The sequence below is a fragment of the Streptomyces sp. NPDC003042 genome (assembly GCF_053591315.1).
The window spans coordinates 1-21,415 of sequence record NZ_JBSFTP010000075.1 but is presented as its reverse complement, the minus strand read 5'-3'; the positions used below and the strand labels follow the sequence as shown (position 1 = coordinate 21,415).

Below are 21,415 nucleotides of genomic sequence, written 5' to 3'. Positions count from 1 at the left end.
GAATGAGGAGCACCACACCGTGGCGACTACACCCGCGCCCGTGACGCCCAAGACCGTTCCGCCGCCCGCGCGTTCCGTCCTGCGCGACATCGCCTTCCTGCGCTTGTGGGCGGGCACCACCGCCTCCGGCCTGGCGACGTGGGCCCTGCCCTTCGTGCTGGCTCTGGCGGTCCTGCACCGGGAACTCGGCGCGGCCGGCCTCGGCCTGGTCCTCGCGGCACGCACCGCCGGCTTCCTCGCCGCGGTCGCGGTCGGCGGGGTGCTGGCCGACCGGCACTCCCGCCGGGCCGTCGTGCTCTGGGCCGCCCTCGCGGCCGCGGCCGCCGCCCCCCTCCTCGCCTTCGGCCTCGGCCGTTCCCTGGTACTGATGACCGCGGCCGCTGCCCTGGCGGGCGCCGGCCAGGGGGCCTGCCGCCCCGCCTTCCAGGCGCTCACCGCCGAGGTCGTCGACGCCGACCGCCGACAGCAGGCCAATGCCGCCATGACCCTGGCCGTACGGACCTCCACGCTGGCCGGCCCCACCCTGACCGCGCTGCTCGCGGCCTTCGTCGACGTCGGGACGCTGCTGCTGGGGATCGGCCTGCTCTGGCTGGTCGCCGCACTCGTACCGGGCCGGGGCGCCGTCTCGGCCCCGGCCCCGGACACGTCCTCCGAGCCGGCGCCGCGCGCTTCGTTCCGCGCCGAATTCATCGACGGCATACGCGAGGCCCGCCGCCACCCCTGGTTCGTCGCCGGACTCGGCGCCCTGACCGCAGTGATCGCGCTGGGCTACTCAGCCACCAGCGTCGCCCTGCCCCTGATCAGCAGGGACCGGTACGACACCGAGTGGGTACTGGCCGCGGCCATGACCGCGTACACCGTCGGCGCGCTCGGAGGGGCTCTGGTCACCGCCCGCTGGCGGCCCCGCTCCCAGGGCTGGACCGCCTTCGCCGGGCTCGCCGTGTACGGCTTCGCTCCACTGAGCCTGATGCTCCCGGTCCACCCGGCCGTGGTGATCGCCGCCTACGTCGTCGCCGGAATCGGGATCGAGCTGTTCAACGTGCCCTGGTTCACGGCCACCCAGCGCGAGGTCGCCCCGGACAAGCTGGCCCGCGTCTCCTCCCTGGACTTCCTCATGTCCTACGGCCTTGCCCCGCTCGGCTTGGCCCTCATCGCCCCGGCCATCGACACCTTCGGCGTCACTCCCGTACTCGCCGTGTGCGCCGCGGCCTGCTTCCTCGTACCCGCCGCCGCCGCGCTGGTGCCCACCGCCCGCCACTTCGGGCGGCCCTCGGTCGCGAAGGCCGACTGAGCGGACGGCCCTGCCCCGGCCGCGTCCCGGCCGGGGCCCTGCGGCTGCTCCGGTGGAGGACGGGACAGGACGGCGGGATACTTCACGTGATAACCGTTTCGGCTTCGCTTCGGTGAGGAGGACGGGTATGCAGGTGCCCTCGGCCCGTGGCCCGGGTGTTGTCCTCGGGTTCGCGCTGGCGCTGATCTGCGGCTCCGGCGGCTGCGCGGGTGCCGCGTCCCCCTCTTCGGCCGTTCCCGTGGTCGCCTCGACCAACGTGTACGGGGACATCGTCCAGCAGATCGGGGCCGACAAGGTCGACGTCGTCTCGATCATCAGCGACCCGGCCCAGGACCCCCACTCCTACGAAGCCAGTACGCGCAACCAACTGGAGCTGTCCAAGGCGAAGGTCGTCGTCGAGAACGGCGGCGGCTACGACGAGTTCGTCGCCCGGATGCTGCGCAGTGCGGGCAACTCCTCGGCCCAGGTGATCGATGCCGTGGAGGTGTCGGGCAAGGCCCCGGATCCGAACGGTGAGTTCAACGAGCACGTCTGGTACGACTTCCCCGCCATGGGCAAGCTCGCCGACCGGATCGCCGAGGCCCTGACGAAGGCAGCGCCCGCCGAAGGCACCGTCTTCAAGCAGAACGCCAAGGCCTTCCAGGACGAGTTGGCCACCCTCCAGGACCGGACGGATCGGATCAACGCACGCCACGCGGGCACCGCCGTGGCGGTCACCGAGCCCGTTCCGCTGTACCTGACCGAGGCGAGCGGCCTGGTGAACAAGACGCCCGCAGCCTTCAGCGAAGTCATCGAGGAGGGCGATGAGGTCTCGCCCCGCAGCCTGCAGGAGACGCTCGCGCTGTTCACCAAGGGCCAGGTCGAGGCGCTCGTGTACAACGAGCAGACCGCCGGCCCGCAGACGGAGAAGGTGAAGAAGGCGGCCGAGGACAACGGCATTCCTGTGGTCCCCGTGACCGAGACCCTCCCCGCAGGCGAGGACTACATCGGCTGGATGGCGTCCAACGTCGACGCGCTCCAGGGCGCCCTGGACCGGTGAGTGACCGTGGACCATGCGGAGGCTGTCGCACCGCTTTCCCGCTCGCCACGTGCGGCCGCGGACGGCGCCCCTTCCGTACCGGTGATCAGTCTGCGGGGGGCCACGCTGGCCTACGGCGACCGCGTGCTGTGGCGCGATCTGGACCTGGACGTACGGCCGGGGGAGTTCCTGGCGGTGCTGGGACCCAACGGGTCGGGCAAGACGAGCCTGCTGCGCGTATTGCTGGGCCGCCAGCTCCTCACCGCGGGGACGGTGGCTGTCCTCGGCGGGCCTGCCCACCGCGGCAGCAGCCACATCGGCTACGTACCCCAGCACAAGTCCCTCCCCGCCCACACGATGCTGCGGGCCCGGGATCTGGTCCGGCTCGGAATGGAAGGACACCGCTGGGGCGTGTCGCTCACCCCGGGAGCGATCCGCGGCCGCGTGGACGAGATCCTGGACTCCGTCGGGGCGCTTCCCTACGCGGACGTCCCCGTGGGCCGGCTCTCGGGCGGCGAACAGCAGCGCGTACGCATCGCGCAGGCCCTCGCCACCGACCCGCGGATCCTGCTCTGCGACGAGCCCCTGCTCTCGCTCGACCTGCAGTCTCAGCGCACGGTCACCACGCTGGTGGACCAGCGGCGCCGCTCCGCCGACACCGCCGTCGTCTTCGTGACGCACGAGATCAACCCGGTCCTGGGACTGGTGGACCGGGTCCTCTATCTGGCCCCGGGCGGATTCCGGATCGGACCGCCGGACGAGGTGATGACCACCTCCACCCTGTCCGAGCTGTACGGGACCCAGGTCGATGTCCTCCGTGTCCGGGGCCGCATCGTCGTCGTGGGGGCCCCCGACGCGGCCCGATCGCGATACCCAGCAGGGCCACGTGCATCATCGCGAACCGGACCGGCATGATGTCGAGCCCGACGATGACCACCCCGATCACGGGCAGGCCGATCGCCGCGAGCAGCAGCGCGAGCCCGGCCCGCTGGACCGGAAGCAGCTGGAGCAGCGCACCGAGGTCGGCGGTGGCGAGGGTCACCGGACCTCCCGCAGCCGGCCCGCGGCCATCTCCAGCACCCGGTCGCAACGGTCCGCCAGGGCCCGGTCGTGCGTGACGACGACCAGGGTCACCGGGAGCGACGTCAGAACGTCCGCTGCCTCCGCCTGCCCGTCGAAGTCGAGGGCGGCGGTGGGCTCGTCGGCGAGCAGGACCTGGGCGCCCGCGGCGACGCAGCCGATCGAGCGAGCCAGGTACATCCGCTGCAACTGACCGCCGGACAGGGTGTGCAGGGGCCGTTCTACCAGCGTGCCGACGCCCAGCCGGGCGGCGGCCTCCACCGCGTCCTTCGGCGCGGTACTGCTGGCGAGCAACTCGGCGCCGAGCAGGGGGAAACGGCCGGCGGCCGGCTTCTGCGGGATCCAGGCGCAGGCCCGGCGCCGCCAAGCCCACTCGGCGGGTGAGCCGGTGTCGCGGCCGCCGACCGAGATCGAGCCCGTCACCTGGCGGTGCAGGCCCAGGACCGCCCGCAGCAGGGTGGTCTTGCCCGAACCGTTGGTCCCGGTCAGCGCCACGCGCTCACCGGCGGCGATCTCCAGATTCACGTCGGAGACTGCTTCCACTCGGCCGTGCCGGCAGGCGACCGCCCTCATGCGCACATCCAGCCCGCCCATCCCGCACCTTTCGTCGTTCCGTGCCGCATGGAGCGACGTGTGTTCGCCGCCCACGTCCCAGTAGTCGGACGGCGATGGGCCGCAGTTCCCGCGAACCGAGGATTCTCGCGCGCCAATTCCTCTGACCTGCCGAGCCCCGGCATCCGCCAACCGTGCGCTCAGATCGCCGCGGCGACTTCGTAGCCGGCCTCGGCGATGGCGGCGCGGATCAGACGGTCGTCGAGCGGAGCACCACTCACCGTGACGGCATGCACATCGAGATCGACGATCACGTCGCGTCGCCGCGGGGCCGGTGGCGTTCAGCTGCCGGGCCGGACCACGATCGCGATCGTCTCGACCGGTTCACTGTGGCGGAAGTGCAGGACGAAGGGGACGACCTGACCCGGCTGCCAGCGTTCCTTCACCTTCACCATCACGTCCACCCCGAAGGGGGACATGTCGACGGTGCCCCCGGCCGGGATGCCAACGGGACCGGTCATGTTCATGGAGTCGGCCCCCGAGCCCGTGCTCTGGTGCCGGCTCAGCATGGCCCGCTCCACGGCCGGGGAGGTGACGGATATCAACTGGTCGTCCGCGCCGCCCAGGTTCGAGATCCGGAAGAACGCCGCGGTGTTCTCCTTGTCGGCGTACGGGAGGAAGACGCGGCCGTTGTCGACCGCGATGCGGGGCGGGGTTCCGGCAGCCCCCGAGGCGGCCCAGGCCGTCAGCCCGCACAGGCCGACCAGGCACGCGATCACAGGAACGGCCGCGGCCAGGTAGGCCTCGCGCAGACGTAGACGCGTCGGCCGCCAGCCCTGCGTCACTTCTCGTCGGTCGGAGTCGGTCATCGTCCACTTCCTCTCCGGGCGCTGCGGGTCCGCGCACCGGAAGGGCGGCCAGCGGGGTCCCAGCCGCGAAGTCGCAGGCTGTTCCCCACGACCAGCAGCGAGCTGGCCGACATGGCTGCTGCGGCGACCATGGGGTTGAGCAGGCCGACGGCGGCCAGTGGGATGGTGACGAGGTTGTAGCCGAACGCCCAGACAAGGTTGACCCGGATGGTCGCGAGGGTGCGCCGGGCCAGGCGGACCGCGTCAGCCACCACCTCGACGTCACCGCGTACGAGGGTCACGTCCGCCGCGCCGATGGCGACGTCGGTGCCGCCGCCCATGGCGATCCCGAGATCCGCCCCGGCCAGTGCGATGGCGTCGTTGACGCCGTCGCCGATGACGGCGACGCGTCGGCCCTCGCCTTTCAACTGCCTGACGAGAGCTGCCTTGTCCTCCGGTGTGCAGCGGGCATGAAGGAGTGTGATCCCGAGCGTCGAGGCGACGGCTTTGGCCGGGGCCTCGCGGTCGCCGGTGGCCAGGATCGGCTCCACTCCCAGCCGCCGGAGGCGCTCGACGGCCCGGTAGCTCCCCGGACGCAGGACGTCCCCGAGCCCGACGAGCGCCTGGCTGACACCGTCGACCCGTACCAGGACGGGAGTGAGCGCGGCGGCCTCGGCAGTGGCCAGCGCCTGGGCCAGGGTCTCGGGGAGATCACCGCCAGGTGCACACACCTCGACCACACGGCCATCGACCATACCGCTGACACCTACTCCAGGGGTGGCCCGGAAACCGGTCACCGGCGGCAGTGCCTGGTCCGGCAGGTTCCGCCGGGCGTACGTGGCCAGGGCCATCCCGAGCGGATGCTCGGAGCCTTGCTCCACCGCGCCGGCCAGTCGAAGTGCCTTCTCCCGGCCCAGGCCTTCGGGGAGCGTCGTGAGCTGGGCGACGGTCATGTGTCCTGTCGTGAGGGTGCCGGTCTTGTCGAGTACGACCGTGTCGACGTGCCGCAGGGCCTCCAGGGCCTGCGGTCCGCTGACGAGGATTCCCAGTTGGGCGCCGCGGCCGGTGGCAGCCGGGAGGGCGGTGGGTGTGGCGAGGCCGAGTGCGCAAGGGCAGGCGACGACGAGTACGGCTACTGCCGCGGTGATCGCCGGTTGCGGATCCGCACCGGCGCCGAGCCAGAAGCCGAGCACGGTGACGGCCAACGTCAGGACGACGGGGACGAAGACGCCCGCCACGCGATCGGCCAGACGCTGCGCCGCCGCCTTTCCGGCCTGGGCATCGGTGACCATACGGGTGATCCGTGCGAGCCGGGTGTCCGCGCCCACGGCGGTGGCCCGTACGAGGAGCAGCCCGCCCGCGTTCACCGCCGCGCCGATCACCGCCCGGTCCGGCCCGACCTCGACGGGATCGCTCTCGCCGGTCAGCAGGGACAGGTCCAGGGCGGAGTTCCCGGAGACCACGACGCCGTCCGTAGCGACGCGTTCCCCGGACCGGACGACGAATTCCTGCCCACGGTGAGCTGTTCGACCGGGATGCGCCGCTCCTTGCCGTTCTCGCGCACGGTCACGTCCTTGACCGCCAGCACGGACAGCGAGCGCAACGCCGCGCCGGTCTCCCACCGTGCCCGCCCTTCAAGGAACCGGCCGGTCAGGACGAACAGCGGTACGCCGACCGCCGCTTCCAGATAGACGTGGGCGACCTCACTTCCGGCCGAGGGGAGGAGGGCGAAGGGCATCCGCATCCCCGGCTGGCCCGCGCCGCCGAGGAACAACGCGTACAGGGACCAGAGGAAGGAGGCGACGACACCGAGCGAGACCAGCGTGTCCATGGTGGCTGCCGAGTGCCGCAGACCCCGCAGCGCGCGGACATGGAAGGGCCAGGCGCTCCAGACGACCACGGGCGCGGCGAGCACGAGGCACAGCCACTGCCAATTGCGGAACTGCAGAGCCGGGACCATCGACAGAGCCATGACCGGCACACAGAGCAGCACGGTGATCAGCAGCCGATCGCGCTCGCTGCGATCCACTTCCGGTACCGGATCCGCCGCCTCCTTCTCCGCCTCTGCCCGAGGCTCCGGAGGCAAGTGGAGTTCGGCCGCGTACCCCGCACGCTCGACCGCGGCCATCAGCTCGTCCGTCGTGACGCCGGGCGGATGGAGCACCCGCGCCCGTCCGGTGGTCAGGTTGACGGTGGCGCTGACTCCCTCGATCTTCTCGAGCCGCCTTCGACGCGGTTGACGCAGGCCGCGCAGGTCATTCCGCCGACGGTGAGGTCCGTGGTTGCGGAGACGGTCACCGGCTCCGGTGTCATCGGCCACCGACCGACCGCGTACCACCCGCGCCGCCGTGACCATGCCGCCCCGAGCTGCCGCCATCGCCGCCCACCGGGGCGGTGTCGCTCCTGCCGGAGTGCATGCCAGGTGCGACCGGGCCCGCTGCGGAACCGACCCCGTACGACAGGCAGAACGTCACCACCAGCAAGGTCAGGAACCCGGTGAGCGCCGGTGGCGGCACACACCGCCGCAGCGAGGGGTACGCGCCGCCGGGGGATTGCTGCCGTTCCACCATTGCCACTCCATGAACGGGCGCTCTCCGGCGCCCCTCGCTCGTCCGGTGCCGCGGTACGTGGACCACGGCCGAGGTGGCATCCCTTCATCCCTCGATGCCCTCCCCCTGAGTAGTCGGTCCGGCGCGTCGACGAGTTCCCGGACTTCGCGACCGTTGTCGCCGGTTCCGGCCTGGCGTGCTGAACCGCGTACCTTGTTGCCCAGCATTTGCAATTACTGATCATGTGCGAAAGAAGGTCATGGTGGGCTCTCCGGTGGTGCTGGGCATCGAGTCGTCCTGTGACGAGACGGGCGCCGGAATCGTGTCCGGTGGGCGGCTGCTCGCGCACGTGGTGGCGTCGAGCATGGACGAGCACGCGCGGTTCGGCGGGGTGGTGCCGGAGATCGCCGCCCGCGCGCACGTGCAGGCCTTCAACCCGGTCGTGCGGGAGGCGCTCGACCAGGCAGGCATGCGGATCTCGGACATCGATGCGGTCGCGGTGACGACCGGGCCGGGGCTGTCGGGCGCGCTCCAGGTGGGGCTGGCCGGGGCGAAGACCCTCGCGTACGCCGCCGGGGTGCCCCTGTACGGCGTGCACCACCTCGCCGGACACGTCGCCGCCGACACCCTGGAACACGGGCCGCTGCCCAACCCGTGCATGGTCCTGATCGTGTCGGGCGGGCACACCTCGCTGCTGTTCGTACGGGACCTCGTGCGCGATCCGATCCTGCACCTCGGGGACACCGTGGACGATGCGGCGGGGGAGTGCTTCGACAAGGTGGCGCGGGTGTTCGGGCTGCCGTATCCGGGCGGGCCGGCCATCGACCGGGCCGCCCGCGGGGGCAACGGCTGCGCGGTGGCGTTCCCGCGACCGTTGACGCGGCCGGGTGATGCCCCGTACGCGTTCTCCTTCTCCGGGCTGAAGACCGCGGCCGCGCGATGGGCCGAGCAGCACCGGATCCGGGGGGAGGAGATTCCGCTGGCCGATGGTGCCGCCTCGCTTCAGGAGGCTGTGGCGGACGTGCTGACCCGCAAGGCGCTCGCCGCCTGCCGGGAGTACGACGTGCGGACGCTCGTCGTGGTGGGCGGGGTCGCCGCGAACTCGCGAGTGCGGGCGCTGGCCGAGGAGCGGTGCGCGGCTGCCGGTGTCGAGCTGCGGGTGCCGCCGCTGACGCTGTGTACCGACAACGGGGCGATGATCGCCGCCGTCGGTGACCTCCTGGTGCGGGCGAGCTCGGCTCCGGCGCAGCTCGACGTCTCGATCGACCCGTCGGCGCCGCTGGAGTACGCGGCTCTGCATCCCGTTGCCCGCACTGCGGCGAGAGTCTCGTGAGCGGCCTTGCCGTCCGCAGGGTGTCCGGGACAGACCTGCTCGGGCTCCGGGCCGCTGTGGGACGGGTGTACGCGGATGCCTTCGGGGGCCCGCCGTGGCACGAGGGCGAGGCCGGGGCGGACGCGTTCCTTGCGCGGCTGGCGAACAGGTCGACGTCGTCACTGACGAGGCTGACGAGATGATGGGCCTGTCCGTCATTCCCGGCCTGCTCGCGGCCGCCGCCATCGTCTGCGCGATCCGCAAGACACCCCGCCCGACCAGCCGGGAGAAGGTCCCGCTCCGTATCCGCATCAAGCCCGTCCTCCGGGGCGACCTCGGCCGCCTGCTCGGCGCCGTCTCCGCGTTCGAGGTCGGCAACGTGGCCGCGACCCTGCTGATCCTGCGCGCCTCCGAACAGCTCACTCCCGAGCACGGCACCCAGGCGGCGACGACCCTCGCGCTTGGCCTCTACACCGCCTACAACGTGGCCGCCACCGTGGCCTCCGTCCCGCCGGGCCGGATTTCCGACCGGCTCGGCAGCCGGGGTCCGGTCGTCGTCCTTGCCGCAGGGGTCGCCGCGTTCGCCGCCTCGTACGGCCTGTTCGCCGCCGGCAGCACGGCCGTCCTGGTGCTGGCCGTTCCCTTCCGGCTCGCCGGGGCCGGAATCGGCGCGGTCGAGACGGCCCAGCACTCCGCCGTCGCCGCCCTCGCCCCCAAGGACCTGCGCGGCTCGGCCTTCGGCGCGCTCGCCACGGTCCAGTCCTTGGGCAACCTCGCGGCTTCCGTCGTCGCCGGCGTCCTGTGGACCGCGATCTCCCCGACCGTCGCGTTCGCCTACCTGGCCGCCTGGATGCTCCTCGCGCTCGGCGGGCTCCTCTACACCGCTCGCCGCACCGCCTGACCCAACCCCGTCAGCGGCCGCGCGGCCACGGCAATCAGAGCGGGCGGCCGATGCGGGCTTGACCTTCGAGTCGGGTTGAAGGTTTACGTTCGAGGTATGAGCACACTGCGCATCTCGCAGTTGGCCGAACGCTCCGGCGTCCCGGCCTCCACGCTGCGCTTCTACGAGACGGCCGGGCTGCTGCCCGCCGAGCGGACCTCGTCCGGCTACCGCCAGTACGGCCCGGACGCGGTGGAGCGGCTGGCGTTCATCTCCTCCGCGAAGCTGCTGGGGCTGGCGCTGGAGGACATCCGCGATCTGCTGGACGTCCGGGACGCCGGTGTGTGCGCGGCTGTGCGGGCGCGGATGGTGCCGCTGGTGACCGACCGGATCGCGGACGCGGACCGCCACTCGGCCGAGCTGGCGGCGTTCTCCGCCCGCCTCGCCGACGTCCACCAGCAGCTGTCCGGCCCTGCCCCGGCCGGCGGCTGCGGCCCGGACTGCGGCTGCACCACCACCAAGAACCAGGCCCAGGCTTCGGCGCCGGGACCGGTCCTGATCGAACTCGCACCCATCCGTCCCCAGGACGCGGCCGATGAGCCGTGGCGCGAGGCGCCGGTGGCCTGCACGCTCGGCGGGGCCGAACTCGGCGAGCGCACCTCCCAGTGGCAGGCCCTGATTGCGCAGGCCACCAGTCGCGAGGAGATCACGGACGGAGTACGCCTGGCCTTCCCCACTACCCCGGAGCTGGCCGCCGAACTCGCCTCGCTCGCGGCGGCCGAGGAGGACTGCTGCGCGTTCTTCGACTTCACCCTGAACCTCGCCCCCGCCCGCCTGACGCTGACCGTGCGGGCGCCCGAAGCCGCAGGCACCCTGCTGGCCGACCTGTTCGGAGCCACCGCATGAACCCCGAGACGAAGACCTCCGGCAAGTCCCTACTCGGCGTGGGCACGCTCGCCGCCCTGGCCTGCGCGGCGTGCTGCATCGGCCCGATCCTGGGCTTCCTCGGCGGGCTTGGAGCCCTCTCCGCCGTCGGTGCCCTGTGGGTTCCCGCTCTGGCCGCCATCAGCGTGCTCGCCCTGGCCGGCCTCGCATGGGTCCTGCACCGGCGGCGCCGGGCCACCGTTTGCGCCACCGCGCCGGGCCCCGTAGACCTGGGCCTGCCCACCACCCCGCCGCCGCCGGCAGGAAATGCCCGCTTGTCACAATGACCGCGCCCCCCGGCAGGGCCGCCACACGATCAGCACGCACGTACGGCAGGGAGTCGCCAGGTTTTCGCAGGAACCGCAGGGTCTGGTCGAGCGCATGGAACACCACCAGATCGCGATCTACCTCGGCGCCATGGCCTCGGAGGACTGCTCGGCTGGGCGGCCCCGGCTGCTGGCCGCGGACTCGAACACGCCATCAACCCGGTCTTGGCGCACTGCTGTTCGTGACCTTCCTCCAGATCCCGGCCGGCGACCTGCTCCGCTCCCTGCGCGACAGCCGGTTCTGTCCGCGGCCCTGACCGTGAACTTCGCCGTCGTTCCCCTGGTCGTCGCCGCGATGTTCACCTTCCCGCCCGCCGACCAGGCCGTGCGCATCGGGGTCCTGCTGGTGCTGCTGTGCCCGTGCGTGGACTACGTCATCGTCTTCAGCGGCCTGGCCGGCGGGGACAGCAGCCGCCTGCTGGCCGCCACCCCGCTCCTGCTCGTCGCCCAGATGCTGCTCCTGCCGGGCTTGCTGTACCTGTTCATGGGCCCGGACCTTGCCGACATCGTCGAGGCAGGCCCTTCCTCGAAGCCTTCCTGGTCCTCATCGTGATCCCGCTCATGCTGGCCTGGGCCCTCCAGGCGTGGGCGGCCCGCACACCGGCCGGGCAGAAGGTCTCGACCGCGGCCACGACGACGATGGTGCCGCTGATGGCCGCCACCCTCATCACCGTGGTCGCCTCCCAGGTCCCCAATCTCGGCGGCAGCCTCGGCGACGTGGCCGCCGTCATCCCCTTCTACGCCGCGTTCCTGGTGGTCATGGCCTTCGCCGGACGGGTTGTCGCCCGTCTCTTCCGCCTGGATGCCCCGGCCTCGCGGGCGGTCGTCTTCACCGGCGCGACCCGCAACTCCCTGGTCGTGCTGCCCCTCGCGCTCGCTCTCCCCGACGAGTTGGCGGTCGCCGCGGCCGTCGTGGTGACCCAGACCCTGGTCGAGGTGATCGGCATGGTCGCCTACGTACGTCTCATCCCCCGCCTCGTCCCGGAACGGGAGCCGGTCACGGCCGCGTGAGGATCGTGCAGATCTCGCCTTCCGGGCAGGTGTTCGGGTCGGTGGCGGCGGCCCGTCGGGCGAGCTCACGCAGCGCGGTGCGGGTCTGACGGAGTTCGGCCATGCGCCGCTCGATGTCTGCCAGGCGCTGGTCGATCAGTGTGGTGACGTGGCCGCACGGGGCTTCGCCGCTGTCGCGGATGTCCAGGACGGACCGGATCTCGGCAAGGGTCAGACCGGCGCCCTGGGCGTCGCGGATGAACGCCAGCCGCATCGCAGCCTCGGGCGGGTACTCGCGATAGCCGCCCGTTGTGCGGGGCGGGGCGGGCAGCAGGCCGGCCTGCTCGTAGAAGCGGATGGTCTTGGCCGTCACCTGGCCGGATGTCGCGAGGTCACCGATGCGCATACCCCCACGCTACGCCTTGACCTTCCAGTGCACTGGAAGGTCTACCGTCGGGCCGAGGACCACACCACCACGGAGGACAGCGGAATGCGGATCACGATCCTGACGGTGCCTAACTGCCCGAACGTGCCGGTGGTGCGGGAGCGGATCACCGCCGCGCTCGGCCCGCGTACCGCCCAGGTCGAACTGGTCGAGGTGCGTGGGGAGGCGGAGGCCGCCCGCTGGGGCATGACGGGCTCGCCGACCGTGCTGCTCGACGGCGTCGATCCGTTCGCGGTGCCCGGCGCCCCGGCGAGCGTGTCCTGCCGCCTCTACCGCGACTCTGACGGTCGCACTGAGGGGGCGCCGAGCGTCCACGCCCTGCGCCAGGCTCTGTCCGGCGTGAGCCTTTCCTCGGCTGAGGCCGGCCAGGAGTGCTGTCAGGCGGATGTCCTGGATCCGATCGGCCGGGCCGGGCGAGGCCGCCGAGCCCCCGCCGAGCGGGGCCTGCGGGCCGTGCAGCAGGCGGTGCTGCGGCACTTCGCCGAGACAGGGCTCGCGCCGGACATGTCGGTGCTCGAAGCCGTTGCCGCCCGGGCCGGGAGGACCGCGGCCGAGGTGCTCGCCGAGCTGGACCGGGAGGATTTCCTGGCCCTGGACGAAGCGGGCCGGATCCGAGCGGCCTACCCGTTCTCGGCGGTGGAGACCCGGCACCGGGTGCGGCTGGCAAGCGGAGTAGAGGTGTGGTCGATGTGCGCCGTCGACGCCCTCGGCCTCTCCGTCATGCTGGGCCAGGACGTGGTGATCTCCTCCTCGGACCCGGTGGACGGCCGGCCGGTGACCGTGACCTTCACCAGCGGCACGGCGGTGTGGGAACCGGTGGCCGCGGTCGTGTTCGTCGGCCGCCGCGAAGGCACGGGGCCCGCCGCCACCCTCTGCTGCGACGCGCTGAACTTCTTCACCGGCCATGCCTCGGCCGAGCAGTGGCAGCAGGAGCATCCGGAGCTGAAAGGGCAGGTCGTCAGCCAGGCCCGCGCCGTGGAGATCGGGCAACAGACCTTCGGCAAGCTCCTCCAGGACGGCTGACTGGCGCTTCACGCTGGTACCGGTGCCCGGAAGCCGCCATCATCGGAAGCGACGGGCGCAGCCCCGAGTGCCGACCGAAAGCTGGCAGGCCATGGCGTACACCGACCCGATGGACCGGCAGGCCGTGAACGAGGACTACGAGCGCGCCCGCCGCACCTTCCACCAGCTGCTGGACTCAGCCTCCAAGGCGGACTTTGCAAGGCCCACCCGCGGCACCAAGTGGACCAACGAGCAGTTGCTGTGGCACATGCTGTTCGGGTACATGGTCGTCCGCGCTCTGCTGGTCCTGGTCCACGTCTTCGGCCGGCTCCCCCGAAGCGTCGGCAAGGCGTTCGCCCGGGTACTGAATGCGGGGACCGTGCCGTTCGACTGGATCAACTACGCGGGCCCGTGCGGGGCAGTGAAGGTCTACGGGCCCCGCCGGATGGGCGCCGCCTTCGACCACGTCCTCGACGCCCTGCAGCGTCGGCTGACCGCGGAATCCGAAGCAGATCTCGCCCGCGGAATGCACTACCCCGTCCGCTGGGATCCCTTCTTCAAGGACTACATGACACTCGCGGACATCTTCCGCTACCCGACCCAGCACTTCGACTTCCACCTGCGCCAGCTCACCCTGGACGGCGGCGGCTGACACCGGCAGAGCGGTCAGGTGATACGCGGGCTGCGGTGCTCCAGCAGGACGACGTCACGCCACAGGCCGTGGTGGCGGCCGATGCGCTCGCGGGTGCCGAGGACCCGGCTTGGGCCTCGCCTCTTGGCGGGGCTCTCCTGCATCCCCGTGCTGACCTGGTGCTGACCTCTCATCACCCGTCATCACACCTGCGAACCTCAACCGTGCTGGGTCGGTGCTGATGCAGCACAAGCCCAGCCCCGATGCCTTCGGGGGCGAGTCGGCAAGCTGAGCGACCAAGATCGGACGGGCGAACTTGGCGAGATCGGTCTGGGCGGTGACAGTGCATGGACGGTAGACGTAAGCCAGCCACCGCAGACCGACGCGGTCCGACTTTCTGCGGGAGTGGAATACATCGGCGGCACAATTCCGCCCGGCGGCCGACGGTTTTCACCACAGACTTCAGACTGCACATCTTCCGGACTGCATCTGCGTAGTCGGTGAACATACTGGGGTGCCGAGGAGCCCGTGTGCGATTGAATCTCGTGCGGCGTAAGGGAGAATGCTCGTGGTACGGCCGAGTGCCCTCCCTCCGCCCGCGACGTGTCGGCCGAGTGTGAAAGCGCGCCTCTCCTCATCTCGGCGGCGCCGACCGGGATTGCGGGCTGCCGGCGGTCGGCTCGCCGCCCCTTGGTGCTCAGTGACGGCGTGTATTCACCTTGCGCGTAGCGCACGTAAGCTCATCGGCCACCTGCCCAACCCGCAGCGGGCTTTGTCGCGGCGCTGGAGACCTCGAAGCACTTCTGAGTGAAGAGCGGGTGCTTAGAAGGCACCTGCTCCATTGCTGGACGAGCGAGTGAGGCGGTGGCGTCGCCGTTGCTCGGAAGCACGGATTCTCCGGATCATTATTGGTGACCGGGTTGCCCGAGAGGTTTTGTGTACCTCTTTGGTTCGCTGACCGCAGACGGATCCAGGTGGAGTTATCAGCTGAGAGCATGTCAACCTTTAACTCTCGGGTATGCATGCCCGGTAATTTTTGGCCATCAGATCCGCGAGGGTAAGGGATTCTCATTCGTGTCCACTATTGAATTTGACGAACAGCTTCTACTGTCGGGTCAGCAGCGTGACGACCTGCTCGATTGGGTCGGTCAACATCCGAGGAACGGGCGCACGCTGCGTGCCTTCTTCTCTGCTGTCGCCTTCGCTGCGCTGCGACCCGGGGAAGCGCTTGCCCTACGTGTCCGTGATGTGCAGTTGCCCGATGACGGACCCGGTGTGCTTGTCGTTCACGCCCGACGCGACGGAACGGTGGAAGGGGGGAGGGAAGGTACGGGTATACGGCGCGTCGTGCCAGTCTGTCCCCGGCTGGTGGAGCTCTTGAAGGAGCAGATCGTCGCGCGTGAGCTCGGGCCTGACGACGCCGTGTTCCTCTGTGACGATGGGCGGCCGTTGTCTGGTGCGATGTACCGCAGGGCGTGGAAGCAGGCTTGCGAAGGGGTGCTGGAATCGCGCGGGACCGACTCAACAGCTGGCGTGAACGTCTCTGTGCTCCGGGATGTCTGCATCTGGGTAGGAGAAGAGGGAGTGGTTCACCCTCGACCAGGCGCAGAGCATTCTGGATGAACTCCCCGCCCCGTGGCGGACCATGTGCCTGCTCGGCTTCTACACCGGACTGCGCTGGGGCGAACTTTCCGGACTGCACTGCCACCGCATCGACCGGCGCCGCTCGCGCCTGTTCGTGGTGGAGGTCAACACCAAGAGCGGGATCAAGGAGTACCCCAAGAGCTCGAAGAGCCGTCGGGAAGTCCCGCTCCCGGCCCATGCCCTGGAGGCTCTCGAACGTCACATCCATCGACTCGAGCGTGACGAGCTGGTCTTCACCACCATCACCAAGGGCCGTGCCGGCCGTCGCCTCGACGACGGCAACTGGCGACGGCAGATCTGGTGGCCCGCCGTCGATGACGCCTTCCACTTCGACGCCGACGGCGAGCAACGCCCCGTCCCGCACTATCCACCGCACTCCATGCGCCATACCTGTGCCTCCTGGCTCGTCCAGAAGGGAGTGTCCCTCTACGAGGTGCAGCACCTCCTTGGTCACGAGAGCTTCCAGACCACCCAGCGGTACGCGCATCTTCAGCCCGACGCGCACAAGGCTGTCCTCGGTGCCTGGGAACGCCTGGATTCCCCGTTGACCATCGCCGCATAGTCGTCCTTCGCCCTGTCCTCCCCGGACAGGGCGGAGGCGTTTGTGAGCGGGGCAGTTGCCGACTGTGGCAGGTGTCCCGGATCAAGGACGTTGGTCAGGCTGTCTCCCCCCGGCGCGCGTCCAGTGGCCTTCCGTGTCGAACGGCCACGGATAGGCGTGCAGGTCGCCCTTCAAGAGCCCGCGCAGCGACTCGCGATCAGCCGGCGGATCCTGCGGCGGGGTGAGGGGCGAGCGAAGTGGATCGATCTTCGCCGCGTACTCTTCGGCCCACTGCAGCCACACCTGCTCGTCCGCCGAAGTCACACTCTGGTCTGCTCGATCGCGTGCCGCTCGGCAGAAGGAGCGGATCTCAGCGGCCTGACGCCACCCTTGTACCTGCTCGATCAGGACCTTCGCCCGGTGCTCTTCGACCTGCCGCCCGCGTGCCTGCGCAATGACCGCGTACCATCGGAGCCGCTCCTCGGCCTCGCGGGACTCCTTCTCCCGCTGCTGGCGTTCGGCTTTTGCTGCGAGGCGTTCGAGATCCTGCAGAAGGTGCCCCAGCCGAGACTCCAGCGTCCATCGGGCACCGTCGCCGTACGCATACGAATGCTGGTACCAGCCCCCGGCCGGTGCGCCGATCGCGAGCCGTCCATTGAACTCTTCGTCGTATTTGGGCAGACGCGTCCATGGATTGCGCTCCTGCTTGCGGATCTCCTGAGGAGTCGGCTCGTGCGGCACCTTGGCCGTCCGCTCCGTAAGCGTGAGCGGGAAGGCCCGGCCACGGACAACGATGGCCAGAGAGTGCACCGCCTCACCGCGATGCACATCGGTCTGCGTCTCCACCTGATAGCCACGGTTCTCGGCCTCGGCCAAGAGCGCGTTCATGATCCGCAGGGCCCTGTCGACGAGCGAACGCGACACGTACAAGGGGATGACCTCAGGCTTGCCACGCGTGTCGACCACGGTCTGGGATCTGCCGAGGGCCTTGCGCGTCGCTCGAATCAGAGGGTGAGGGTGGTCCAGGGCGTCGGGTACGTCGATGACCGGTACTGGCGGAGGCGCGGCAGCCTTCTCGGCTTTCTCGTCGACTAGCGTGAAGACGCTGTCGCCGCGCTGGCGACCAGCCCAGCGCAGCTTATGGCCATCCGGCACATGACTGTGGTGGAGCGCATCGTAGTAGGCCGCCCGCCAACGACCCCGGGTCTGCGGGCCGGGATCAGGGACGGTGATCGTCCCGGAGGCGGAGTGCAGCCGGGAGATCAACTCGGCTCCGGCGACGGGGGCGCGAGCAGCTTGATCAGCATCCCCCTCCCGTCGTTCCTTCGCCGCCTGCACCTCTTGAGGATGCTTGCCATGCTTGAGGTAGTAGCGGCCGTCCGTTGTGACGACCGCGACGTGCCCGCTGCCGCGCCAGGTCCTCTTGATCAGTCCGCGCTTCTCCAGCGCCCAAGCCGTCTGAGTACTGCCGGGTGGGACAGCCACGGCATCGGCAGCAGCCGCGATCTCCCGAAGCATGGCGGCTTGCTTCTCCGTCAACGTGTACTTCACGACTCCGGGCTCCACTCGACTCGCTGCGGTCTGTTCGCCAAGATAGGTGAGGAAGCGGTGCACGACCGGCTCTTGTCCCACGTGTGGGTTCTTCCGGTCGGCATTGGGCTCGCCGAAGCAACCGTTCGTGTAGTAGGGACGACAGTGTCTGCTTTCATCGACCGTGACGCTCATGGCGCCCGAGGCCCCGCTTGCAGGCCCGGGACATCCCGGGCGACCTGCGGTTTTCCCTGATCCCGCTTCTGGTGACGTGATTTCGATGACGCATCACGTGGAGTGGTGCGATCTTGGAGCCGGCCGCAAAGGGCTCCTGGCCTGCGATTTTGCCCCTGCACATTATGTGCGGTATGGGCGTTACAGGCGATATCTTGACGCTGAAATGACGCTCGTGACGCTCGTTCTGATGGCGTGTCGGGTGCGCCGGCGGGCTGGCTGGTCAGGCCACTGGAGCAGTGTTGGCGAGCGAGGAGCTCTTCTTTTCGCCACCTCAGCGGCGGTCGTCCGCGCTGATAGAACGTCGTCAGACTGCGGGCTCGAGGGAAGTCAGTTCCTCAGAGCGTGGACGCCCGAAGTGCTTGCCGAGCTCTACCTTCGAGGCGTGGCCTGGCTGCCCGGAGGAGTCGGATGTTGGCCGTATCGCCCGTGAGAGGCCAGTTTGCCCAGTGCCGTGGGGATACTTCCACGGCACCGTACTTGCCCCTCGCTCGGCTTCCCCGGGCTCCCGTTTCCGGTGGTCGGCCAGATGTGATCAGTCGATGTCCGGATCATCCGACTCTTCGAGGAGTCGGGCCGCGAGGTCGTCGGCCCACTCCACGGCCCAGGCACGAAGAGCGGTGATGGTGGCCTGGTCCAGGCCGTAGGCGGCGAAGGCTTCGTCGTCGGTCCACTCGGATCCGGCGAGGTTTGCCTGCAGGTCTTCGCGCTCGAAGCGGCCGCGGGCGTGGCGACGGCCGAATTCCTCGAGATCGGCGGTGTTCCAACGGCGGGAGGCTGCGAACACGTCGATCAGGTCACGGGGCGCTCCGCGGTCGGCGAGGGCGCGGACCTTGCCCGATCACGTCCTCCTCCGCGAGGACGGGCCCGTACGGGCTCTGGGCGACCGGCCGCCAGAAGATCTCCTTGAGGATGTCGACCTCGCAGTCCTGCCCGGTGGCCGGGTCGGTCACGGTGAAGCGGGCGGACAGCGGGGCGGTCTCCAGCGCGTGCACCTTCCAGCCGCGGGCTTCCAGGCCGGCGCGGAGCGTGGCCGCGATGTCGGCCATGGGCGCCGGGTTCTCGGTGGCGACATCGAGGTCCTGGCTGGGGCGGTTCACGAGGCGGTGCGCCCGCACGGCATACCCGTCAGTGAGGACCAGGGGATACGGGGAGCCGAGGGCGATCACATCCGCCAGGAGCCGCGCGTGCAGCTCCGGCATGTCCGTCACGCGGCTGCCTGGGTGCGGGAGGCGAGCTGAGCGAAGGCGTCCTCCCACACGGTGCGCACGGTGCGGCCGACGAGAGTGCGCAGCACCGGCCACAGCTGGAGGAGCAGGTCCTGGTTGAGGTAGCGGGGCAGGTCGTCGTGCAGGCCCTCATGCAAGACAGTGCGGTACAGGCCCATGCGCTGGCGCGGCTTGCCCAGGTCGTACGAGGTCATCCCGGACCAGGCCATGTGCAGCGGCAGCTCGACGACCCCCTGGGTCGGGCCGTGCAACTCGTCCAGCGACTCCGGCAGACGGCACCGGAACTTCTCCCGGTACAGCGCGAGGTCCTCGGCGTCCGTGCCCGAGAGGTTCTTCGACGCGGGTGCGGGGTGGTGCGGGCTGGAGGGCATGCCTCCCATTATGGCGGCAGCTTCCCGCTCGCCGAGCAGCTGGACGCGGCCGATCACCGGCCGACATCCACCGGCAGGAAAGTCGGAACGGTCCGCCGCCGCGGCAAACTCGTTGGCGCGGGCGTCTCTGGACATGCGGACGAGGGCAATGCGGTAGAGGGCTGAGTTGGCTCCGCGATTACCGTTGCGCGGGACGGCAACCAAGGCCCAGATCCGCGCCTTGGTTGCCGGGAAGGAGGCCGGCTGCACCGACGTACTCACCGTGGCCGGGCTCCCTGTCCCGGCCACGGCATGGGACTCGCCGAGGTGATGGTCGCGCTCGGCATCACCTCCCAGACCAGCGGTGTGTGGTCCATGCCCGTCACGCTCCCGACCCCCGAAGACGAACTGCCACTTGCTCGCACGCGGATCTCCGGTCTGGCCCGCCTGCGGGCAGCACAGGGCCGCCCGCTCGAAGGCTGACGAGCGACCCAGTCGCTGGGTTGTATGCAGCAGGCGTACAGGCGCATGTGCGCCCTCGTGCATCGCGGGCCTCCGCTTCTGCAGTGGAGAACCCAGGCCTTGAGGAGGCTGCTGTGGCAAGGATCGTGGAGGGGAAACACCGGCCGCCGATCGGGGACGACGGGCACCAGCCGAATCGGCCCGTACCGCCGCTTCCTCCTCCCCCTTTGCTTCCACCCCTCCGCCTGCCTGGTCATCGACGGGAAGGTGGTCGCCTTCGCCGAGGAGGAGCGCTTCTCCCGCCGCAAGCACCACAAGGACTCCCGCTCCTGCGCGGTGGCCGCGGCCTACTGCCTGTCCGAGGCCGGCATCACCCTGGCCGACGTTGACGAGATCGCCATCGCCTTCAACCCGGCCTGGCCTACGCCGAGCAACATCTGCACGGACGCCGAGCTGATCGCCGAACTCCTCGACCCCGCCCTGTTCGGCCACCACCGGCCCCGGCAGGTCACCGTGGTCGAGCACCACCTCGCGCACGCCGCCTCCGCCTTCCACCCCAGCGGCTTCGACGAGGCCGCCGTCCTGGTGGTCGACGGCTCCGGCGACGGCGTCTCCGCCACCCTCGCCCACGGCACCGGCCCCCTCGCTGGGTACCTGGCCGACTGCCGGTACGTGCACGAGCCGCGGACCGACGAGGACCGGCTCACCGACCACTCTGCCCTGACGGTCGCCCTGGCGCTCAACGCCGGGGCGCCGCTGGACGTGACCGACCCGGCCGCGGCGGACGCCGCGGCGCCGGCGCTGTTCTGACCCTGCTGCAGAATCCACCCGAGGAGGACGGCGTGAAGGTTGACACCTGGGACTACGTGACGCGGCTGCGGAAGTGGCTCGACGCGGACGCGGCCCCGACGTCGGTGGAGGACGCGCGGCTCCTGCGCGTGCTCAAGATTTCTGAGGAACTGGGGGAGGTCGCGGAGGCCCTTCACGGGGCGCTCGGCGCCAACCCGCGCAAGGGTGCGTCCCACGACTGGGGGGGACGTGGCGAAGGAACTCGCGGACGTCATCGTGACGACCATGGTCGCCCTGGACACCGTGAGCGGGGATGGCGCGACCGTGGTGGAGCAGCAGCTCCAGGGCCGCGTGGAGGAGGAGATCACGGCGGCCGGGGACATCCGGCTCCTCCAGGTCCTCGCGATCAGCGGCGACATGGGCGCCATCGCCACCGCCGTGTACGGCGCGCTGGGCACCGGCCCGCGCGGTGAGGCGGTCGAGATCACGCGCACGTGGGAGGACGTGGAGGCGCGCCTCGGCCTGCTCACCCTCACTGCCGCCGCCGCACTGGACGACCTCACCGGCGATGCCTGGGACACGGTGGATGAGCGGCTGCGTTTCCTCGTGGAGAGGGTCGCGGCCTAGTAGGCCGGACATGAGCCTCAGCTGACCCGCTCCACCCTCTGTACGGAAGGGCCCGCACGGACGTGGCTGGCCGAGGAACTCGCCAGCCGTGGGTACGCCGTCGCCGGGGTCGGACACAACTACGAGGCCAGCGGCAACACGGTACCCGACGGGAGATCGGG

17 protein-coding genes and 6 pseudogenes are annotated in these 21,415 nt (G+C 70.4%); 14 read left to right on the top strand and 9 right to left on the bottom strand.

Annotation, left to right across the window (positions count from 1 at the left end; translation table 11 throughout):
* Positions 1-19: 19 nt before the first annotated feature.
* The 3 genes from ACWDYJ_RS28730 (at position 20) to ACWDYJ_RS28720 (ending at position 3,224) form a co-directional block, all read left to right on the top strand.
* Entirely contained in the window at positions 20-1,291 is a 1,272-nt protein-coding gene (locus ACWDYJ_RS28730) for an MFS transporter (RefSeq protein WP_451568499.1), read from the top strand.
* Positions 1,292-1,418: 127 nt separating this feature from the next.
* Entirely contained in the window at positions 1,419-2,330 is a 912-nt protein-coding gene (locus ACWDYJ_RS28725) for a metal ABC transporter solute-binding protein, Zn/Mn family (RefSeq protein WP_451568498.1), read from the top strand.
* Positions 2,331-2,411: 81 nt separating this feature from the next.
* Positions 2,412-3,224, top strand: coding sequence for a metal ABC transporter ATP-binding protein (locus tag ACWDYJ_RS28720; RefSeq protein WP_451568497.1), 813 nt, complete (start codon positions 2,412-2,414; stop codon positions 3,222-3,224).
* Here ACWDYJ_RS28720 and ACWDYJ_RS28715 read toward each other — a convergent pair.
* The 4 genes and pseudogenes from ACWDYJ_RS28715 to ACWDYJ_RS28700 all read right to left on the bottom strand — a co-directional run.
* A pseudogene (locus ACWDYJ_RS28715) lies at positions 3,169-3,351 on the bottom strand (metal ABC transporter permease); the annotation flags it as partial. The gene ACWDYJ_RS28720 and the pseudogene ACWDYJ_RS28715 sit on opposite strands and share 56 nt — an antisense overlap.
* A complete protein-coding gene (locus ACWDYJ_RS28710; protein ID WP_451568496.1) occupies positions 3,348-3,983 on the bottom strand; it encodes a metal ABC transporter ATP-binding protein in 636 nt (211 codons plus the stop codon). The pseudogene ACWDYJ_RS28715 and the gene ACWDYJ_RS28710, both read right to left, overlap by 4 nt.
* Positions 3,984-4,282: 299 nt before the next feature.
* Positions 4,283-4,810, bottom strand: coding sequence for a copper chaperone PCu(A)C (locus ACWDYJ_RS28705; protein ID WP_451568495.1), 528 nt, complete (start codon positions 4,808-4,810; stop codon positions 4,283-4,285).
* Positions 4,807-7,102, bottom strand: a pseudogene (locus ACWDYJ_RS28700) (heavy metal translocating P-type ATPase). The gene ACWDYJ_RS28705 and the pseudogene ACWDYJ_RS28700 overlap by 4 nt, the downstream one beginning before the upstream one ends.
* Before the next feature lie 495 nt (positions 7,103-7,597).
* Between ACWDYJ_RS28700 and tsaD the strand changes: the two are divergent.
* The 5 genes and pseudogenes from tsaD to ACWDYJ_RS28675 all read left to right on the top strand — a co-directional run bounded on the left by tsaD (position 7,598) and on the right by ACWDYJ_RS28675 (position 11,791).
* A complete protein-coding gene (gene tsaD, locus ACWDYJ_RS28695) occupies positions 7,598-8,671 on the top strand; it encodes a tRNA (adenosine(37)-N6)-threonylcarbamoyltransferase complex transferase subunit TsaD (protein ID WP_451568494.1) in 1,074 nt (357 codons plus the stop codon).
* A gap of 178 nt (positions 8,672-8,849) precedes the next feature.
* Positions 8,850-9,551, top strand: a complete 702-nt coding sequence (locus ACWDYJ_RS28690; protein ID WP_451568493.1) for an MFS transporter — start codon at positions 8,850-8,852, stop codon at positions 9,549-9,551.
* A gap of 96 nt (positions 9,552-9,647) precedes the next feature.
* Positions 9,648-10,436: a MerR family transcriptional regulator gene (locus tag ACWDYJ_RS28685; RefSeq protein ID WP_451568492.1), complete on the top strand. Its 789-nt coding sequence runs from the start codon at positions 9,648-9,650 to the stop codon at positions 10,434-10,436.
* Positions 10,433-10,741 carry a hypothetical protein gene (locus ACWDYJ_RS28680; RefSeq protein ID WP_451568491.1) on the top strand — a complete coding sequence of 103 codons (309 nt, stop codon included), beginning with the start codon at positions 10,433-10,435 and terminating at the stop codon, positions 10,739-10,741. Before ACWDYJ_RS28685 ends, ACWDYJ_RS28680 begins: the two co-directional genes overlap by 4 nt.
* A 94-nt stretch (positions 10,742-10,835) precedes the next feature.
* A pseudogene (locus ACWDYJ_RS28675) lies at positions 10,836-11,791 on the top strand (arsenic resistance protein).
* Here ACWDYJ_RS28675 and ACWDYJ_RS28670 read toward each other — a convergent pair.
* On the bottom strand, positions 11,778-12,176 hold the full coding sequence (locus tag ACWDYJ_RS28670; protein WP_451568490.1) for a heavy metal-responsive transcriptional regulator: 399 nt from the start codon (positions 12,174-12,176) through the stop codon (positions 11,778-11,780). The pseudogene ACWDYJ_RS28675 and the gene ACWDYJ_RS28670 overlap by 14 nt on opposite strands.
* An 84-nt stretch (positions 12,177-12,260) precedes the next feature.
* Here ACWDYJ_RS28670 and ACWDYJ_RS28665 point away from each other — a divergent pair, with 84 nt between their 5' ends.
* Both ACWDYJ_RS28665 and ACWDYJ_RS28660 read left to right on the top strand, forming a co-directional pair.
* The gene (locus ACWDYJ_RS28665) at positions 12,261-13,238 is read left to right on the top strand and encodes an alkylmercury lyase family protein (protein ID WP_451568489.1); all 978 of its coding nucleotides are present in this window, start codon (positions 12,261-12,263) and stop codon (positions 13,236-13,238) included.
* Positions 13,239-13,329: 91 nt separating this feature from the next.
* Positions 13,330-13,869 (top strand): DinB family protein, encoded by a 540-nt coding sequence (locus ACWDYJ_RS28660; protein WP_451568488.1) that lies wholly within the window; start codon positions 13,330-13,332, stop codon positions 13,867-13,869.
* 14 nt (positions 13,870-13,883) lie between these two features.
* On the opposite strand, the pseudogene ACWDYJ_RS28655 reads toward ACWDYJ_RS28660, so the two are convergent.
* Positions 13,884-13,988 (bottom strand): annotated as a pseudogene (locus ACWDYJ_RS28655) (GNAT family N-acetyltransferase); the annotation flags it as partial.
* 1,457 nt (positions 13,989-15,445) lie between these two features.
* Here ACWDYJ_RS28655 and ACWDYJ_RS28650 point away from each other — a divergent pair.
* Positions 15,446-16,054: pseudogene (locus ACWDYJ_RS28650) on the top strand (tyrosine-type recombinase/integrase); the annotation flags it as partial.
* Between the two features lie 81 nt (positions 16,055-16,135).
* On the opposite strand, the gene ACWDYJ_RS28645 reads toward ACWDYJ_RS28650, so the two are convergent.
* The 3 genes and pseudogenes from ACWDYJ_RS28645 to ACWDYJ_RS28635 form a co-directional block, all read right to left on the bottom strand.
* Positions 16,136-17,758, bottom strand: coding sequence for a hypothetical protein (locus ACWDYJ_RS28645; RefSeq protein WP_451568487.1), 1,623 nt, complete (start codon positions 17,756-17,758; stop codon positions 16,136-16,138).
* 574 nt (positions 17,759-18,332) lie between these two features.
* Positions 18,333-18,999, bottom strand: a pseudogene (locus ACWDYJ_RS28640) (nucleotidyl transferase AbiEii/AbiGii toxin family protein).
* A 5-nt stretch (positions 19,000-19,004) separates the two neighbouring features.
* On the bottom strand, positions 19,005-19,397 hold the full coding sequence (locus ACWDYJ_RS28635; RefSeq protein WP_266869216.1) for a hypothetical protein: 393 nt from the start codon (positions 19,395-19,397) through the stop codon (positions 19,005-19,007).
* A gap of 291 nt (positions 19,398-19,688) precedes the next feature.
* Between ACWDYJ_RS28635 and ACWDYJ_RS28630 the strand changes: the two genes are divergently transcribed.
* From ACWDYJ_RS28630 to ACWDYJ_RS28620, 3 genes are all read left to right on the top strand, one after another.
* A complete protein-coding gene (locus tag ACWDYJ_RS28630) occupies positions 19,689-19,859 on the top strand; it encodes a hypothetical protein (protein ID WP_451568486.1) in 171 nt (56 codons plus the stop codon).
* Positions 19,860-19,958: 99 nt separating this feature from the next.
* Entirely contained in the window at positions 19,959-20,648 is a 690-nt protein-coding gene (locus tag ACWDYJ_RS28625; RefSeq protein WP_451568485.1) for a carbamoyltransferase N-terminal domain-containing protein, read from the top strand.
* 228 nt (positions 20,649-20,876) lie between these two features.
* Positions 20,877-21,254, top strand: coding sequence for a hypothetical protein (locus tag ACWDYJ_RS28620; RefSeq protein ID WP_451568484.1), 378 nt, complete (start codon positions 20,877-20,879; stop codon positions 21,252-21,254).
* Positions 21,255-21,415 lie beyond the last annotated feature (161 nt).

Excerpts from the sequence above, each read along its gene's own strand:
- ACWDYJ_RS28630 (WP_451568486.1), top strand. The coding sequence starts at position 19,689 with ATGGGACTCGCCGAGGTGATGGTCGCGCTCGGCATCACCTCCCAGACC.
- ACWDYJ_RS28635 (WP_266869216.1), bottom strand. The coding sequence starts at position 19,397 with ATGCCCTCCAGCCCGCACCACCCCGCACCCGCGTCGAAGAACCTCTCG.
- ACWDYJ_RS28670 (WP_451568490.1), bottom strand. The coding sequence starts at position 12,176 with ATGCGCATCGGTGACCTCGCGACATCCGGCCAGGTGACGGCCAAGACC.
- ACWDYJ_RS28710 (WP_451568496.1), bottom strand. The coding sequence starts at position 3,983 with ATGGGCGGGCTGGATGTGCGCATGAGGGCGGTCGCCTGCCGGCACGGC.
- ACWDYJ_RS28645 (WP_451568487.1), bottom strand. The coding sequence starts at position 17,758 with ATGAGCGTCACGGTCGATGAAAGCAGACACTGTCGTCCCTACTACACG.
- ACWDYJ_RS28725 (WP_451568498.1), top strand. The coding sequence starts at position 1,419 with ATGCAGGTGCCCTCGGCCCGTGGCCCGGGTGTTGTCCTCGGGTTCGCG.
- ACWDYJ_RS28660 (WP_451568488.1), top strand. The coding sequence starts at position 13,330 with ATGGCGTACACCGACCCGATGGACCGGCAGGCCGTGAACGAGGACTAC.
- ACWDYJ_RS28690 (WP_451568493.1), top strand. The coding sequence starts at position 8,850 with ATGATGGGCCTGTCCGTCATTCCCGGCCTGCTCGCGGCCGCCGCCATC.
- ACWDYJ_RS28680 (WP_451568491.1), top strand. The coding sequence starts at position 10,433 with ATGAACCCCGAGACGAAGACCTCCGGCAAGTCCCTACTCGGCGTGGGC.
- ACWDYJ_RS28705 (WP_451568495.1), bottom strand. The coding sequence starts at position 4,810 with ATGACCGACTCCGACCGACGAGAAGTGACGCAGGGCTGGCGGCCGACG.
- ACWDYJ_RS28665 (WP_451568489.1), top strand. The coding sequence starts at position 12,261 with ATGCGGATCACGATCCTGACGGTGCCTAACTGCCCGAACGTGCCGGTG.
- tsaD (WP_451568494.1), top strand. The coding sequence starts at position 7,598 with ATGGTGGGCTCTCCGGTGGTGCTGGGCATCGAGTCGTCCTGTGACGAG.
- ACWDYJ_RS28685 (WP_451568492.1), top strand. The coding sequence starts at position 9,648 with ATGAGCACACTGCGCATCTCGCAGTTGGCCGAACGCTCCGGCGTCCCG.